This window comes from Paenibacillus sp. MY03, assembly GCF_002165585.1.
In the GTDB taxonomy this organism is placed as follows: Bacteria; Bacillota; Bacilli; order Paenibacillales; family Paenibacillaceae; genus Pristimantibacillus; species Pristimantibacillus agaridevorans.
In genome coordinates, this window is the sequence record NZ_MXQD01000008.1 from 48376 (window position 1) to 65621 (window position 17246).

A 17246-nucleotide genomic window follows, 5' to 3' on the forward strand; every position below is an offset into this window, starting at 1 on the left:
GAAGGAATCGATGATGGAAAAAGAAAATAGACCCTAGGGGGCAGCGGAACAATGAATAGAAAAAAAACTAGTCAATCGCCGCAAGTGCAGCATACGAATAGGATGATGCCCAGATGGAAACGGGCTGCAGCCGTGCTCTCCATGACTCTTGCTATAACGGCTGCTTTGCAACCCACAACGCTTAAAGCCGCAGTCGATCAACCGTCTGAATCGCTTCAGCCATCCGTTAGAACCGAAAAAACGGTCTCGATCGTTATCGACGACTTCGGCAACGGGATGGCTGGTACGGAGGAGATGCTGAAGCTGCCGGTAAAAATCACGGCTGCCGTCATGCCGTTTTTGCCTACGACAAAGAAGGATGCCGAAGCAGCTTACAAGCTCGGACATGACGTGCTGATTCATATGCCTATGGAGCCGAAACATGGCAAAAAGAACTGGTTGGGCCCCGGCGCCATTACAGCCGATCTTAGCGATGCCGAAGTGCGGGAGAGAGTAGAGGCCGCAATTGCGGATGTGCCGCATGCCGTCGGCATGAACAATCATATGGGCTCCAAAATAACAGCAGACGAACGTATCATGCGCGTCGTGCTAACCGTATGCAAAGAGCGCGGTCTATTTTTCCTGGACAGCAAGACGAACTACCGCTCCGTCGTTACCAAGCTGGCCCAAGAGATTGGTTTACCCGTACTCGAGAACAATGTGTTTCTCGACGATGTGTATACGGCTGAGCACATATCCAGGCAAGTTAACGTTATTCGCAAGCATATGGAGACCCATAATCGTACCATTACGATCGGCCATGTCGGTTCCCCGGGTCTCAAGACGGCAGCTGTGCTGCAGCAATCCATTCCGGGCTTGCAGGCGGAAGCAAAGATCTTGAAGCTGTCGGAGCTTATAGGTGCTTCAATTGGCGACCCATTGGTAGTGCCCAATCCCTGAAGCGATCGCCTCGGCAATCTCGAGTTGCTTGCGTGAATCGGTTAACATGCTCCGATCTTGATCATTGCTGATAAAGCCCATCTCCACAATGACCGAAGGCTGCTCCACTCTCCGCAGCAAATAAAATGGTTTTCCCTCGCGCGGAAGCTCGGAAGTATTTTGCTGTCGATTAAGAACTTCTTGCAGGCAGAAGGCGAGCAAGGCGCTTTCGCCCGTGTTCTGAAACAGGACAAGAGGACCTCGTTTCCTGCTGTTGCGCGCCGAGTTTACATGAAGGCTGACCATAAGCTCGCTACCGATCTCTTCTGTTAATCCTCGGCGCTGCGACAGGTCGCGCCTATGCCGGGAGCCGGTACGGTGCCAGCGATTATCGTCGCTGAGCGCATAGTCGCCTGTTCGGTTCATGACGGCGGCAATGCCTCGACTTCGCAATAACAAATAAAGCTTGCTCGCGATGGCTAGATTAATGTCCTTTTCCAGCAGGTCGCCATGCGATGCTCCGCCGTCGATTCCGCCATGCCCAACGTCAATAATGACGGTAGTCGTTGGCAATGCCCAGCGATCGCTGGACTGGGAAGGGAATGAGGCGGCCGCCGCAACGGGATGAACCAAAAACATAAATAATACAAGCAATGTCAGCAAAGTTCGAATCATGATCAACGTCAACCTCCTGCGACCGGATCAGAATGATTTATTTGACGTTAGCGTGGCTGTTCGGAGGTAATCTCATACATGATTATGACCGACCTAAAGCGGGAATAATGATCGTAACAACTCGCATTATAAGAAGCTGGAGGTGGCGAAGATGAAGGGCGGAAGCGATCTTGTGAAGTATATGACGGAGCAATTCATTACGTATATGGAGACGCCGGCAGAGACGCGCAAGCAAGCAAAAACGTCAGCCAAAGCGGCAAAAGAGCCTTGGCTGACGCGATGGTTCGGATTCGGCGGCATGAGTCTGATGATGTGGTGGCGAGGTCGGACAGGACGTCAAAGGTAAAAGGATCCTAATGATTGCAGCAAGGAAGCAGGTATATATCGTCGGATCGGAGCATTCTCTTCGCTGTCGAGCGAGATAAACAGCTCTCCGCCCGACCACTCCGAATATCCCGTGACGGACCACACATACGTCATCTTTCCCTTGAAGGACTTGCTGACGTACCTAAGCTCACTATTGTCTCGCAGGGCATCGGATAAAATGGATAGAGGATCGGCAGCAATCGAATAAGGACTTTGGGTGAGCCATGGCAATCGGCCATAAGGATCGAAAGAAGCCATGGCTCCAGCCGAAGAGATCGAAGCATGGGCGTTTTTAATCCCATGCTTGTCTGCGTTGGCGGCTTGAGCAGCGGCAGCGGCCCACTGTCCGGCATCAATCGGCAATTGTTCGCCCGAATAAGCATCTGTATAATGATTTTCGGTTATTGATCCATTACCGGCAATGCCGCCCGATATTTGCCAAGCAGCCAGCAAAGGATGGATATAGAGTCGAGTCGCTTTCATGGACGTCTCGCTCAGACCTAGTCTGGTTATAGCGGATTTTAATATTGCCGAGCTAAAGGGCGGGTATTCCCCGATGCCGTATTCGCCCAGTACATAACCTCCGCCATCCTTGGCATAAACAATCATATATCCGACAACATTTTGACCTCGTTTCATCATTACGAGCCAGCTATGCGTACCGGGTCCGAGCGCTGTCGCGCTTACCCAAGCTCCCTTCCATTCCGCAAAAGCTCCATCCGGAGAATTCGCTAGCTGTTCGGCCCATAACCGTGCTTGTTCTTTTAATGTAACGTCTTGTTCCTTGTCCAGCGTCGTCATGGCTTGTCCGGTTGCATAAATTCTTGCGTCCGTCCCGCTCGACATGCTTAACATAACCGCGAGAACGGTCGCGGCCGTTGCGATCTTCCAGCTTGTTCGCATAGCAATCACCTCTCTGGATTCATTGTAGCGGACGAGCCCCAAGAAGACTGTTGCAACCTGTCGCCCAATAGCTGCCGGGGAACCGATTCTTTTGCCGTAATGAAACGATTCCCGTCACAATGTCATCAATCTATGCCTTCCAAATGGAAAATGCCGCAGTTAATGGCGGAAGCCGTCACGCGCGGCTCGTATTGCCACTTGATTTCGGCTTGCCGCTGCATGTATTGTTCCTGAATGGCCGACTTGTTCTCGGGGAGGGCATGCTCCAGCAACGGCTCGTAATAAGCCTGAATGCGGGAAAGCTCCTCTTGCAGCCTCGCAGCGGCTCCTTCCGCCCAAGTGTAGTCGTATCCCTTGAGCTTACGCTCCAACGCCTGCTCAATTAACGTCAGCGCTCGGTTGTAGGATATGCCGTTGCGGGCTAGATGAATATTGGCAGGGAGTCTTGGCGTAAGTTTTTTATGCTGAAGACGGTCGTGAAAGTTTTCAATAATATGCCCGGTCACAAGCGAAACGCCGAAGCTGTGGATTTCCTCCCGCTTGCGATCGCAAGTCAGCTCCACTCGCATATTAATGCCGAGCCATGCCGTATAAGGCGTCGAGCTGTACGGATTTCCGCCGCGCTTGTCCGGTTCCTGAAACAGGAACACAAAGCTGCCTTTATTTCGAGTAGCACCAAACAGCTGATCCAGCCGGCGCGAGCCGAAATAGAGATCGTCGCGAGGAACGCGGGCGGGCGCAGCAAGGGTCGTGTGGACGAAGCCGAACGATCGTGCGAGGGCGGCATCCGCCGCTGGCGCAAGGCTTTCGCCGGCGGAGGAGTCGGGTGATGGAGCTGGCGCTTCCAGCATCGTCTCGTATCTAGTCTTGTCGGTGACAAACAGAAACGTCATGGTCTCCGGCTCCGCGCCTACACGGTCAACAAAGCTCCAGTAATAGGGACGATTCGTCAGCTCTCGATCGGCTTCCGGAGACAGCTTGACCATATAATGGGCATTCGATTTCTCCAGGATGGAGCAGCCCGTTGCTTCCAGAAATCGGCCAACGAATTTATGGATTTGTTTCTCGTTCACGGCTTCACCTCCACAGTCTGCCCCAGTCGGTCCAGCTTTACCAGCAAGTCTGGACTCTTGGCAAGTCCGCCTTCGGACTTCGCCCCTTCGCGCAGCTCGGATATGGAGCTGCCGAGCTCGTCGAGCTGACGTTTCAGCTCTTGCTCGTTTCCGGCTTCTAGCAGCGCCTTCGCCAGCCGCTTCTCGATCGATTCGCCTCCGTCGAGCCTCTCCAGTATATGGTCCAGTTCGCCGATCACGAGCTCGAACAAGTTGATCTTTTCGTGCAGCAAACCTACGATATGCTCTTCGATCGTGCCGAGCGTGCACAGATTGTAGATCTTCACATCTTCGGTCTGGCCGAGTCGATGCACGCGTCCGATCCGCTGCTCCACGCGCATGGGGTTCCATGGCAGGTCGAAGTTGATCATGTTGTGGCAGAATTGCAGATTGATGCCTTCGCCCCCGGCTTCCGTTGCGATCATAACCTGAGCTCTGCCGCGGAAGAGGTCCATCATCCAATCTTTTTTGCCACGGTTCATGCCGCCGCGATAGGGGACGGCGATCATATCGTTAGCGCGGAAAAATTGCAGCAGATATTCCTGCGTCGCCCGATACTCCGTAAAGATGATGACTTTTTCGTTCATCTCCTTTACAAGCTCCATCGCTTTCTCTGCTTTCGTATTGGCTTTAATGCCTTTGATCTTTTCGACGAGCCCCCAGATTTTGGCCCGGAGCGGAGAATCCTCCGACGTTTTCTTGAACAGATTGACCAGCGTCAGGAAGACGGCATCGCGGCTGCTGCATACTTCGCGCTGCAAAGTAACGAGCGACAGCATGCTGGTCATGTCGCCCTCGCTTTCTTCGTAACGTTCTTTCACAAATCCGGTGACGGCATCATATAGCGCCTTCTCATCTTGGGACAGCGAGAGCGGGATGTTTTTAACGAACCGCTTGGTAAAGTGAATGCCTCCGTCGCCTCGCCGATTGCGAATCATGACATTCGACAGAGCCTCTTGCAGCTGATCTTCATTTTTCGGCAGCCGTTTATCCACGACGAAATTGGCGGCGAATTCGCTTTGCCCGCCTAACTGTCCCGGTTTGAGCAGCGTAATAAGGTTGTACAGCTCGTCGAGATCGTTCTGGATCGGCGTTGCCGTCAGCAAGAGGCAATATTTTTTTCGAAGCAGGTTGGCGAACTGATAGTTCGTCGTTTTTTTGTTCTTCAGCTTATGGGCTTCGTCGATAATGATGAGATCATAGTCGGTGCCCAGCACGAGCTCCCGATGGGGATCCCGCTTGGCGGTGTCGATGGAGGCGACAACGACGTCGTAACCCCAAGTATGATCCCGTTTCTGGGCGACGGCCGAAATGCCGAATTTCTGGTTGAGTTCCCGCACCCATTGCAATACTAAAGAAGCGGGAACGAGAATAAGCGCTCGCTTGACCAGGCCGCGGACCATATATTCCTTGAGCACAAGCCCGGCTTCGATCGTCTTGCCAAGTCCCACTTCATCTGCGAGAATGGCACGGCCTCCCATTTCATGCAGCACCTTGCCGGCCGTGCCGATCTGGTGGGGGAGAGGCTCGAAGTCCGGCAACGAGCGCAGGCATTGCAATTCTTCGAAACTCTCAACGCGCTTGGCATGTTCGGCTTCCATAGCGAGCTGGTATAACGTCCAGTCATCCCACGGACCGCCTCGGGATATTCGATTCTGGAGCTCGTCGTACCAGGAACGGTCGAATTGCAGATCGACCAGAGGATGAAGTCTACGCGTAACGGCGGTATCGCTGCTTGCCGATCCCGTGCTGGACGGCTGGTGCGGAGACGTAAGTTGATCGGTCATAGGAAGCTCCTTCCATTCTAAAAAAAGGGTGAAGTTGTCATTAGTATTGCCTTGTTGGACCATAATCATAAGACAGACTGGAAAATGAAGTGAATATCCATATATAGTGTGATATAATATGTGAGGTATACTATATGTAGATGTTGTCGGTGTCCGTAATTGTGAATTTATTCTCGGAATGCAAAAACAAAGGAGAGAATACCCATGCGGCTCGAAGGTCTAAGCGAAAAAATATTTCTTGATCGGTATGCCAAAAAACATCCTAACGGTCAGTTATGCAAACCTGGCGATACGGTGCTCGTGCTTGTAAAGGACGATCCTAAATTCCCGACGAAGGAAGTAGGGGTAGTCACCGCTCGCCAAGGAAATGAAGTTACGGTTCAACTCCGTGGAGGAGACTCGGTGGAGACGACCGCAGACAAGCTTGTGCTGCCTCTAGAGGTTACGCCAACCGGCATGTGGAACCGTCTTGCGGAGTCTATCGCCTCTGCCGAGGAACGCCCCGATAAACGCGTAGAATGGGAAGGGCGGTTCCTCGATGCGCTGCAAGACTGGAAGCTTGTGCCGGGCGGACGCATTATGGCGGGAGCGGGAGCCAGCGACGAGCTTACGCTTTTTAACTGTTACGTCGTACCGTCGCCGAAGGACAGCCGCGGCGGCATCATGACGACGCTGGGCGACATGACGGAGATTATGGCTCGAGGAGGCGGCGTCGGGATGAATCTCTCTTCGCTTAGACCTCGTCGCGCCGTCGTGGCAGGGGTTAACGGCTCCTCCAGCGGATCCGTCTCCTGGGGCGGCCTTTTCAGTTATGCTACGGGGCTTATTGAGCAAGGTGGTTCGCGCAGGGGCGCTTTAATGATCATGCTTAACGACTGGCATCCCGATCTGCTGGAGTTTATTACGGTGAAGCAGAAGATGGGCGAGGTAACGAACGCAAATCTCTCTGTCTGCGTGAGCGACGCCTTTATGGATGCGGTGAAACGGGATCTGGAGTGGGAGCTTGTATTCCCGGACACGAAGGAAACGGGTTACGACGAGCTGTGGGACGGAGATTTGGCAAAGTGGCGCGAGCTCGGCAAGCGGGTCGTTACCTATCGCAAGATACCCGCGCGAGAAATATGGCATGTCATCATGGAGTCGGCATGGCGTTCCGCGGAACCGGGCGTCGTGTTTATGGAGCGGTATAACAAGCAATCTAATAGTTGGTATTTTAATCCGATCGTATCAACGAATCCTTGTTTCCATCCGGATACAAGAATTTCAACGGAATATGGATTAATTAAAATATCCGAATTATTTAAGTTAAAGGCCGAAGAAGCGTTTCGAATTGCAACCGATAATCGCCTTGTAGAGCAGGCAAGAGTTGTGAACGGCAGATCCTATGAAACTCCAGGGGTATCGATTAGACAGGCGTCCGTTTTTTTTACAGGAGTCAAAAAGACATTAAGCATCGAATTAAAAAACGGGATGCAATTGAAAGTGACGCCTGAGCACAGAATTTATACGAATAGCGGATGGAAGGAAGCAAGGGAGCTTTCCCAAGAGGATTCCGTCTATATTCAATCAGGTGAAGGTTTGTTTGCCAGACAGGATAAACTTGGAGAAACTTGGGGAATGTTTCTCGGATGGCTGATCGGCGATGGTTGGCTATCCAAAAGGGGCGACATTGGAATGGCGTTCGGCAAGGACGATGCCGAAATCATACCGCTTATCATTGCTGCAGGCGAACAGCTGAGCGGAGCAAATGCTAAGCTGTTCGAACGAGAGAATGGCACTTTTAATCTCTTTTGGTGGAGGAAGGCTTTCCGGGACAAATTGCTGGAAATCGGCGTGAAAGCGATAAGCGCGCCGAAGAAGTCCGTACCGGAGCAAATTTTTACCTCGACCAAAGAAACCGTTACCTCTTTTCTGCAAGCTTTGTTCTGCGCTGATGGAACTGTGTACGATAAAGACGAAATGCATCGTACTGTTCGTTTGACCTCAGCTTCCATGACATTGCTTAGAGATGTCCAGCAGCTATTATTGAACTATGGGATACATGGCCAAATCTATCCTCGTCCGAAGCGGGATCAGGCAGCCTTCTCTTATACAACGATTGACGGAGAAGAGAAGACCTATGAAAGCAACCCATTCTTCGAATTGATCCTGAGTGGGAACAACATCGTTGTTTTCCATAAAGAAATTGGATTTAAGTACATTCAAAGAAAACAGGAAGCCTTGAATCGTATTGCTCGTCCTTCGCGAAAATCCGAGAAGTTTATTTCCAAGGTGTCGAGTATTTCCGAGGCCGACGAGGAAATTCCTGTATTTGATATTCATGAGCCAGTAACGAACTCCTTAATTGCTGGTGGCATGGTCGTTCATAACTGCGGAGAGCAGGGCCTGCCGGGCTGGGGAGTATGCAACCTGTCCGCCGTGAACTTGTCCCAGTTTTATGAAGCGAAACGGGGGGACGTGGATTGGGATGAGCTCGCCCAAGTGACCCAGTCTGCCGTGCGGTTCCTGGACAATGTCATCGATAAGACGCCATACCACTTTGAGCAAAATGAACGAAATCAGAAGCTGGAGAGGCGAATCGGACTAGGCACCATGGGTCTGGCGGAGCTGATGATCAAGCTGGGAATCCGTTATGGGGGAGAGGAATCGATTGATTTCCTGGACCGTTTGTTCGGCTTTATTGCGAAGGAGGCGTACCTGGCATCCTCCCGGCTTGCGGCGGAGAAAGGTTCGTTCCCGGCGTTCGATGCGGATCTATATCTCCAAAGCGGATTTATGAAAGAGCTGGTTGCGGCCTATCCCGAGGTTGGCGAGGCGATCCGCAGGGACGGTATTCGTAACGTAACGGTGCTGACGCAAGCCCCTACAGGAAGTACGGGCACGATGGTAGGCACGTCGACGGGTATCGAGCCCTACTTCGCCTTCGAATATTACCGGCAGAGCAGGCTGGGTTACGACAAGCAGCTTGTGCCGATCGCGCAGCAATGGCTGGATGAGCATCCCGGAGAGGAGCTTCCCGATTATTTCGTGACGGCGATGAGTCTCTCGGCGGAGGATCATATTCGGGTCCAGGCGACCATCCAGCGTTGGGTCGACAGCTCCATCTCCAAGACGGCCAACTGTCCTGCAGATTTCACCGTTGAGGAGACGAAGCATCTCTACGAGCTGGCTTATGATCTGGGCTGCAAAGGCGTCACGATCTATCGCGACGGCAGCAGGGATGTGCAAGTACTGTCGGCGGGAGAGAAGGAGTTCTCCGTCAAGGATGTAGAAAAGTCCGATGCGGAATCCCAAGAAAAAGCGGAATCTCCGACAGAATTTGAACAGACAGGCAACCTCACTGTTCCATCGACTTTTACAGATACATCCAGCCTGGAGAATCCTGTATCTATGGATAAACAATACAAGCGCCGCCCGTCCGTCTTGCGCGGAGCGACCTACAAAATGAACACGCCGTTCGGTATGGCCTACATTACGATTAACGATCTGGACGGCTCGCCGGCGGAAATATTCCTCAACGTTGGCAAGGCCGGTTCCGACGTGTTCGCCATGGCGGAGGCGCTCGGCCGCGTATGCTCGCTGTTCCTGCGTTACGGCGACCACGGCAGCAAAGTGAAGCTGCTGGTCAAACATTTAAAGGGGATCGGTGGCACCGGAGCGATCGGCTTTGGTCCGAATCGCGTAGAATCTATTGCCGATGCCGTCGCGAAGGCGCTGGAAATGCATGTAGAAGGCGGTCTGGAACCGCTTGACGTTGTCTTCCAGTCGGAGATCGTATCGGATGAGCTGGCGGCAGCTCAAGCTGGTTCGAACGGAACGGGCGCTTATCCCAACTACGCGACCGACTCGGAAACCGGCTCCCCGCGAGATCATTTCAAACATAAGGCCGAAATGGAGGCTCATCCGGATCTCTGTCCTTCTTGCGGCTCCGCTACATTAATGAGTATCGAAGGCTGCAAACAATGTACGGTATGCGGGTTTAGTAAGTGTAATTAAGAAAGTTGGTTCCCTTTTGAAAGCTTACGGTTTGTTCTGGTATACTCGAATAGATAGACAAACCTAGAGATCGAAGGGAGCGATTGACATGTATGATGTTGCTATTATCGGGTCTGGACCTGCAGGAGCGAGCGCTGCTATCTTTACGGCCAAGGCTGGCAAAAAAACGATCGTGCTGGACGCCGATCAAAGTGTTACTAAAAGGGCTTGGATCGAAAATCATTACGGCGCGCCCGAAATCAGCGGGCCGGATCTCGTAGAGACAGGCAGAAAGCAAGCGGCTAAACACGGAGCGGAACTGGTTGCTTCCAAGGCGGTTGCACTGGAGACTGCAGGCGAGAACCTCCGTGTGCAAGCGGAGGATGGCACGGTCTACGAGGCGAAGCACGTCATTTTAGCAACCGGCATGTCGGTTGAGCTGGCTGAAGCTAGCGGCGTGGCGGTGAAGCCGGGAACGGAGCCGCGCATCAAAAGTATTGTGGATTGCGATGCGGAAGGCAAAACTAGCGTGGCCGGCGTATGGGCAGCGGGCACTGTTGCAGGCGTAAGCATGCATACGATTATTACCGCGGGAGACGGCGCGAAGGTCGCTATTAATGTGATCAGCGAGCTTAACGGTGCCCGTTATGTCGATCATGACGTACTGAAAGTGAACGGTTAGTCTAAGAGATTCAAATCGATAGGGCCCAATTTATAACGTAATGATGAAAACACATATGATAACAGCTAGTCCGGGCGCTGCCCGGACTTTTTGTGTTGTCAAATTTTAGTAGGCAAATAGACCCTGATATAGTATGATGATAGTCATATTTTGAAACAAAGGGGAGGGTAAAGGATGGATAGGGAGCTGCCGCCGCAGTCGGATATTGTTATGCAGTCAACGCGCAACAAGTCTTTGTCGGAGAGAATTTGGCAATACAAATTTCATTATATCATCGTCATACCTGCATTTTTTCTCGTTTTTGGATTAAAGATCATGCCTTTCCTGAACGGACTGTATGCGTCATTTCTGGAATACAAACCTCATTTGGGGATCGGAGGCAGCCCATGGGTCGGGTGGGATAATTACAAGGCACTCTTTCAATCGCCCGAATTCCGGAGCGCATTGGGTAATACGTTGACTTACAAGATCATCTATATCGTTGCCGGAGGCGTGCTTGCCTTTGGAGCCGCATTGGCGTTAAGCGGTATTCGATCGGGAAAGCTGAGAAGCTGGATCACTTCGATGTTTGTGTTGCCCTACGTCATTCCTTCCGTCGTACTTGGGCACTTCGCGATGCTGATGTTTTCCGCCACTTCGTCTCCTTTGGGACCGACAGACCGCTTGCTGCTTGGAGAACCGGGACCTTTCCGAATGATTCTGCTGGCGTTGGAGCTGCTGAAGTATGGCGGCATTTCGATGATTATTGCTTTGGCGGCGATTTCTGCGACGCATTCCAGGTTCGGCGACGGTATTAGCGGTGCGACGTTCGGTCGTTTGAATGCGCTTCCCGCCGCGAAGGCGGTTGCGGCTGTTATGCTGCTCCAGCTCGCCATGATTACAACGACGGATTTCGAGCTGCTGCATCCGCTGATAAGTCCGCTGGTCATGCAGACAGCTGCAACGGTTGATATATTTGTATACCAGATGGGCTTTATGAATATGAATTTTGGACCGGCGCTTGCGGGCACTTTTTTTAGTTATGGACTGCAGTTGGCGCTCGCGCTGGCAGCCTATTTTATCGTACGAGGAACCTTGCTGGATTCGTTGTTTCAGCGCGATGCCGATCCGGCTGCCGATTTAAAAGGCGGCTCTGCGGTTGCCGGAGGAGTCGTTGGGGTTGCAGGCACGGGACTCGTGTTGTTTGTGCTTTACTTTATCTTCGTAGATCCGTTTCTAAGTCAAAGCTCAACGGAAATTCCTTTAACCGAGCTTCTACGGCTGCCAAACGTGGCACTGAGCGCCGTACTTTTTTGGGGAGCGATGCTGATTAGCATGCTCGTTACGATTACCCTCGCGTATCCTATGACGGCGCGCCGCCTGCCGGGCGGAACGTTGTATCGGATCATGCTGATTGCCGTCATGGGTATCGGAACGGGGACGTTATTCGAATACTTGCAATTCCGTTGGCTGGGCATGGTGAATACCATATACCCGATAGCCATCGTAGGTTTTATAAACATTGTTTCGGCATTCGTGCTCAAAAGCATCTTTAACGGCCAATACGGCCACTTGAAGGAGCAAGCTGAGCTCGAGGGACGGGGAGAGTTTGCCACGCTGTTCACCTTGTTTTTGCCGAAGATATGGAAACCTTTGCTGGCATTAGGCGCGCTTCAATTTATCGTGTTATGGAACAGCTATCTTCCATCGTTACTGTACATTGCGGATTATTCCAAACACCTAGGCATGATGCAATTTCTTAATGCGATAAATATGAGCGATCAGTTGGGCATCGACCGCAGCGATCCCATCCTGTATCGGATCGGTGCGCTCTTGAGCCTGCCGCCGCTTGTTCTATTCCTGCTTTTGCGCAAATGGATCGTTGGCGGGGTGCTGTTAGGAGGATTGTTTAAAAGGTAGTTCATTTATTAGAATGATGAAAACGGCTATTCTAATACGAGTTCAAAAAGTTTGGTTTTCAGCACCGAGAAGATTGAATGAAGGTAGAAAGTGAGGAGCGGAGCGTAGTGGAGCTACGTGAGCACCGGAAGTTTCGCCTGAATTCAATATTCGATGTCGAGTAAGCTTCTTGGCATACTTCGTGATCAAAAGCGGACTTTTTGAACAACCTCTTCTATGAAATTCGGGTGCTTCATATAGTAGTAACAACGCTAGATTGAATTGGGGGTTGTTACTATGATGTACAAGCTTCGCGAAAGACTCGTTTCAGGCACCTTTTTTGCATCCACGTGTTTGTTGTCCATGGTATTAAGTGTAGGGTGGGGGCTGGCCGCCGACTCTCACCCGACTACATATGCTGCCGTGCATACGGAAACAGAAGGAGCAGTCGGCATTTCAACATTCCTGCAGCCCGCTCCGGAGCCGAAGGTTTCGTTCCTCGGCGGGATTCAAATGTTTCCGGGATGGGATGATGCTTCGTTAACTGCTCCAGATCAAGACGGAGCAGCTCTGGCAACAGCTGCCGCTCCTCCTGCATCTGCGGCTCCCGCTCTACCATCCGCCTCAAAAACTCCGGACAAGCCCAACCCTGCGTCAGCTCCAATTGACAAGACGGACAAGCCAGCTGCACCGGATGCCAAATCAGCGACTGTACCAGTGACTCCCGCCAAGGACAAGCCGGTCAGCATTGCAAGCGCCTCGCCTCGCGTATTGGTCTATCATACGCATAATCGCGAATCGTATTTCCCTGAACTCCAGGAAGGGACCAAAAACGCCAGCTCCAAGACGGTGAACGTCACGCTTGTTGGCAAAAGGCTTACGGCCAGTCTGCAAAAGCTTGGCATTCCCGCCCTGCAAGAGAAGATGGATTATCCGACCACGATCTCCAAGTTTAATTATGCCTACTCCTATAAGTATTCCAAGCAGACGGTTGTCGACGCGTTAAGCGAGAACAAGGAGCTGACGTACCTGCTCGACATCCATCGCGATTCCTTAAAGCGCAATAAAACGACGGTCGAGATTCATGGAAAAAATTACGCTAAAATCCTGTTCGTTATCGGCGAAAAAAATCCGAACTGGAAGGACAACAAAGCTTTTGCCACGAAACTTCACGAAGCGTTGAACGCCAAATTCCCGGGCATCTCGCGAGGCGTGCTCACCAAGGCGCCGGGAACGGGCAACGCAGAGTATAACCAGTCGCTGTCGAAAAACAGTCTCGTCGTCGAGATGGGCGGTGTCGACAATACGCTGGAAGAAAGCTACCGTACTGCGGACGCCTTGGCCGCCATCTTGCATGAGCTTGACCAGAACGGCAAGGTTTAGCTGTCCCGCAGCAAACCTGTATTTTGAATAACCGTCACGAATTCAACCTCGCAGTTGAGCCGGGGCAAATAATCTTCTCTCCAATGCTCCAGCTGATCGCGGGTCAGATTCGACCGGAAATATTGCCCGGTAGCCAGTATATCCGCCTGGGTAACCTTCATCTTGCCGATAATGCTGTCGTATCGGTTCTGCAGCAGCTTGTTGACCTCCTGTCTGATGCTCTCCTGGGAAGGCGAACCCTTCGTCTCCAGCAATGTCACCTTAAGCCGAAACTTCGATTTTAGATAAGGGATGCCATTTTTCATCGTATGCCGGTGGACGGTGGCGCTGCTCATGATCTCGACCGTCGCGTTCTTCATGACTTCAATCTTGCCCTGCGCGCTGCTGCCCTTAAACGCATTGACAATCAACGTCTCGCCGGGGGTTAAGTTGCCGACCATCCGTCCGCCGCCGATGATGGCCGAACCTCTGCTCTCGATCACGGTTCCGGTGCCGGAGCGTATGATCGGTATGGAGACGTCATGCGTATAAGAGTTCATGCTTCGGAACACTTCCCAAATGGAGGATTGCGCGACCTGCGGATTCCAGCCGGCGTTTTTCTCGAAAAAGCTGAGCAGCACGGTTCCGTTGTTTTTATGGAAGGTATTAATGTTTTTAAAGAAAGACTCCAGCGGCTCGTCGCAGATCGCTACCATAACCTTTGCGGATATGTCGTGCGCGCGCATAAACGATTCGATGACGTCTCCCAGCCCTTCCTTGGCGAATTCATCCTCGAATAAGATGAGCTTTAGATGCAGCAGATCGATTTGGCTTTCCATATTGGTGCTTATTTTATCGACAATATCGTTAATGGTAGTTCCCTTTCCTTCAATCACGCGAAGATCGGTGGTTCCTTCCGTCGGCTCCGGCACCTGCAGGACGACCTTGTATATGCCATCCCGCTTGGCGATGCCCATGACGATCGGGAGGGAGCGATGATTAATGTCTTTGTTATCCCAGCAGCCGCCAGCGGGAACCGTGAGCAGCATCGACAGACAGACGGCAATCCAGCGAAGTTTAAAGGATCTACCCATACGCCGCGCCACCCTTCCGCTTGTAAAGAAGTCCCAGGGTCAGCGTAACGCCCGGAATAACAAACATGACATATAGGCGGAGGAATGTATTCCACCAGATCAGCTTCTCCAACTGCTCCCAGTCGTCGATGCTTACGCAGATAACGAACAAGACAATGGCGATGGTCCATACGATAGGCCAAGTCCGTAATGCAATCACCTTTTGCACCAAGTAGGCAGCGTTCCACAGCATAAGCGAGATAAAAAGAAGGACGAACGCGATCATGCTCATCGTAAAGAACAACGACGAACGCTCGAACATGAGCCAGTTCACCTCTACGATATCTGTCACGAAGATAAACGGGAACATCAACCTGGAGGCCGTGCTATGGCCGAAGGTCAGGAGCGGAACATAGACGGCAATCCCGTACAACGGCAGCAACAGGAAGCTGGCATACCGAATATAACGCTGATTGAATGCCACTTCCGGTTGAACGAATCCGAGAAAGACGAAACTGCCGCCCACCGCTAATAATCCCATCAGGAAGGAGCGATTGTAAACGAATGACCATTGGAATGCGCCGCCTTCGAATAGGGGGAGCAGGTAATGCCAGTCCACATGCTGAAAGGACGAGACCAGCACGAACAAGGTGGGAGGCATGCATAACACGAGCAGCAATAATCCCGTTCGCAAAATGGCTTCGATGCCTTGCATCGCGAGAAAGGCTGCAAGGATGGCCGTTAACAGCATCGTTGCCCAGAGAGGCGTGCTGGAGAGAAAAATGATCGTAATCATTTCCCCGTACGACCGGATCGAGATGACGATGACTGCAAGCAAATACACGAAGACGGGGGCGAGCAGCAGAAAAGCGATCCACTTGCCGGCGTCAAGGAAGATGTCCACGACATTTCGGCGATCGAAAAGACTTAGCCCTTTCATGTAACTCCATACGACTAGAATATGAAGCAGGAAACCCGTCAGAATGCCGATCCAGTGACTGACCTCCATCGCTTGGATCATATTGTCCGGATAGAGGAAGAAGATGACGCCGATATGCGTCAGAATATACAGATTCGCCACTTGCCAGGTCTTAACCATTCGGCTCACCTCTCGGTTTCATCAGGTGCATGTAAGGGATGCCGAACGAGGTGACGCCGGCCATATAGGAGCAGACCAGGAACAGCCCTGCGAGCAGCCCCATTACGCCGTAGATCGCCGATAATACGACAAGCAAATATTTGAACATCCGGATGGTGACCGAGTTCTGGAAGCCGACTACCGCCGAGTTTGCGATCGTTGTCGCCGCGAGAATGATAATAAGCAAATTGCTGACGAGTTTCGCGCTGACGACGGCTTGTCCCAAAATAATGCCTCCAACCATGGTGAGCGTGGGACCGATGCTTTTGGGCAACCGAATGCTCGCTTCCAGAATCAGCTCCAGGATGACGAGCAGCAGCAGCGTTTCGACCAAAGACGGATAAGGCACATCGATCCGACTCTTGGCGATCGTCAGGGCGAGCTCGATGCGCAAGACGTCCGGATTAACCGAAACGAGAGCGACATACAAGCCCGGAATGAGAATGTTGATCAACACTCCGAATACGCGCAAAAAACGAATGGCATACATAAAGATGACGGGGAAGCTGCGATCGTTCTCCACGGCAAACATATCCCACATCAGGCTGGGCAGGATGATGGCGAAGGGCATCCGGTCCATAAACAGGACAACCTTGCCTTTGCTTAAGGCGGTCTCCGCTTCCTGCGGCAGCTCGGAGGTGTTGAACTTGGTCACGAGCGACCACTTGGAGAAGCCGAGAGCAGTCGACAGCTGCTGCAAATTTTGAATGTTCATTTCTTTGTTCTTCTCGAGCATCGCGACGATCGCGTCCCGAAGCCGAACGTCCACGACGGTATCGTTGCATAACAACACAATCCGCTTCTTCTGAATCGTCCCCAGCAAATAGGAATGAACATGGAGAGAAGGGGAGGCGACATGCTTGCGAATAAGTCCTATGTTTGTATCGATATCCTCCACGAAAGCGCTGATCGAGCCGCGCAGCACATTTTCCGTCGTAGGCGGTTCAATCGTACGCGAGAGGGGACGGCTGACAGGCGCGACAAGCACGTAGGCGTCGATTCGCTCGAACCAGAGAATGAGGTGACCGGCCAGCATGGATGTCAATAATTGATGCTCTGTCGGCTCTGCTACGATAGGTCCAAGGTTGCCGATCACCGATTCTAGCGGCAATCCCGTGTTAGTATCCTGGTGAACTTGCTGCTGAATATGCAGGAGCGAGGCGTTAAAATCGATCAGGGAGCTCAACCCCGTCAGTTCTATTTCCAGGCCGGACAACGTCATTTTCTGAAAACGTATATCGGCATTTAGGCTTGCCCGATGCTTCAAAGCTTGCAGAATCGTCATGAGATGCTCCTAAGTGTATGCTTTTCTTAGCAGTATCCCCATAGCGGCTATCTCGCCATACCAAAAACCGGCAGACAGAAGTCTACCGGCCA

13 protein-coding genes are annotated in these 17246 nt (G+C 52.0%); 6 read left to right on the forward strand and 7 right to left on the reverse strand.

The window, feature by feature from the left end:
* Window positions 1-51: 51 nt before the first annotated feature.
* A complete protein-coding gene (locus B1748_RS09360) occupies window positions 52-939 on the forward strand; it encodes a divergent polysaccharide deacetylase family protein (protein ID WP_256975596.1) in 888 nt (295 codons plus the stop codon).
* On the opposite strand, the gene B1748_RS09365 is transcribed toward B1748_RS09360, so the two are convergent.
* A complete protein-coding gene (locus B1748_RS09365) occupies window positions 904-1593 on the reverse strand; it encodes an N-acetylmuramoyl-L-alanine amidase family protein (RefSeq protein ID WP_087567633.1) in 690 nt (229 codons plus the stop codon). The two genes, B1748_RS09360 and B1748_RS09365, sit on opposite strands and share 36 nt — an antisense overlap.
* A 151-nt stretch (window positions 1594-1744) precedes the next feature.
* On the opposite strand from B1748_RS09365, the gene B1748_RS09370 reads away from it, so the two are divergent.
* Window positions 1745-1939, forward strand: a complete 195-nt coding sequence (locus B1748_RS09370) for a YqzE family protein (RefSeq protein ID WP_087567634.1) — start codon at window positions 1745-1747, stop codon at window positions 1937-1939.
* Here B1748_RS09370 and B1748_RS09375 read toward each other — a convergent pair.
* The 3 genes from B1748_RS09375 to B1748_RS09385 all read right to left on the reverse strand — a co-directional run bounded on the left by B1748_RS09375 (window position 1930) and on the right by B1748_RS09385 (window position 5761).
* Window positions 1930-2862, reverse strand: a complete 933-nt coding sequence (locus B1748_RS09375; RefSeq protein ID WP_087567635.1) for a hypothetical protein — start codon at window positions 2860-2862, stop codon at window positions 1930-1932. The two genes, B1748_RS09370 and B1748_RS09375, sit on opposite strands and share 10 nt — an antisense overlap.
* Before the next feature lie 125 nt (window positions 2863-2987).
* On the reverse strand, window positions 2988-3935 hold the full coding sequence (locus B1748_RS09380; protein ID WP_087567636.1) for a YqhG family protein: 948 nt from the start codon (window positions 3933-3935) through the stop codon (window positions 2988-2990).
* A complete protein-coding gene (locus B1748_RS09385; protein WP_087567637.1) occupies window positions 3932-5761 on the reverse strand; it encodes a DEAD/DEAH box helicase in 1830 nt (609 codons plus the stop codon). Before B1748_RS09385 ends, B1748_RS09380 begins: the two co-directional genes overlap by 4 nt.
* A gap of 204 nt (window positions 5762-5965) precedes the next feature.
* On the opposite strand from B1748_RS09385, the gene B1748_RS09390 reads away from it, so the two are divergent.
* From B1748_RS09390 to B1748_RS09405, 4 genes are all read left to right on the forward strand, one after another.
* Complete coding sequence (locus tag B1748_RS09390; protein ID WP_087567638.1) at window positions 5966-9757, forward strand: TSCPD domain-containing protein; 3792 nt, start codon at window positions 5966-5968, stop codon at window positions 9755-9757.
* An 88-nt stretch (window positions 9758-9845) separates the two neighbouring features.
* Window positions 9846-10418, forward strand: coding sequence for an NAD(P)/FAD-dependent oxidoreductase (locus tag B1748_RS09395; protein ID WP_087567639.1), 573 nt, complete (start codon window positions 9846-9848; stop codon window positions 10416-10418).
* A 174-nt stretch (window positions 10419-10592) separates the two neighbouring features.
* Window positions 10593-12317: a hypothetical protein gene (locus B1748_RS09400; protein WP_087567640.1), complete on the forward strand. Its 1725-nt coding sequence runs from the start codon at window positions 10593-10595 to the stop codon at window positions 12315-12317.
* Window positions 12318-12593: 276 nt separating this feature from the next.
* Window positions 12594-13679, forward strand: a complete 1086-nt coding sequence (locus B1748_RS09405; protein ID WP_087567641.1) for a stage II sporulation protein P — start codon at window positions 12594-12596, stop codon at window positions 13677-13679.
* Here B1748_RS09405 and B1748_RS09410 read toward each other — a convergent pair.
* Genes B1748_RS09410 through B1748_RS09420 form a run of 3 tightly spaced genes read right to left on the reverse strand, consistent with a single transcriptional unit; the run spans window position 13676 to window position 17154 of the window.
* Window positions 13676-14752: a Ger(x)C family spore germination protein gene (locus B1748_RS09410; protein ID WP_087567642.1), complete on the reverse strand. Its 1077-nt coding sequence runs from the start codon at window positions 14750-14752 to the stop codon at window positions 13676-13678. The two genes, B1748_RS09405 and B1748_RS09410, sit on opposite strands and share 4 nt — an antisense overlap.
* Window positions 14745-15830 (reverse strand): GerAB/ArcD/ProY family transporter, encoded by a 1086-nt coding sequence (locus B1748_RS09415; protein WP_087567643.1) that lies wholly within the window; start codon window positions 15828-15830, stop codon window positions 14745-14747. Before B1748_RS09415 ends, B1748_RS09410 begins: the two co-directional genes overlap by 8 nt.
* Complete coding sequence (locus B1748_RS09420) at window positions 15823-17154, reverse strand: spore germination protein (RefSeq protein ID WP_087567644.1); 1332 nt, start codon at window positions 17152-17154, stop codon at window positions 15823-15825. The genes B1748_RS09415 and B1748_RS09420 overlap by 8 nt, the downstream gene beginning before the upstream one ends.
* Window positions 17155-17246: the final 92 nt, after the last annotated feature.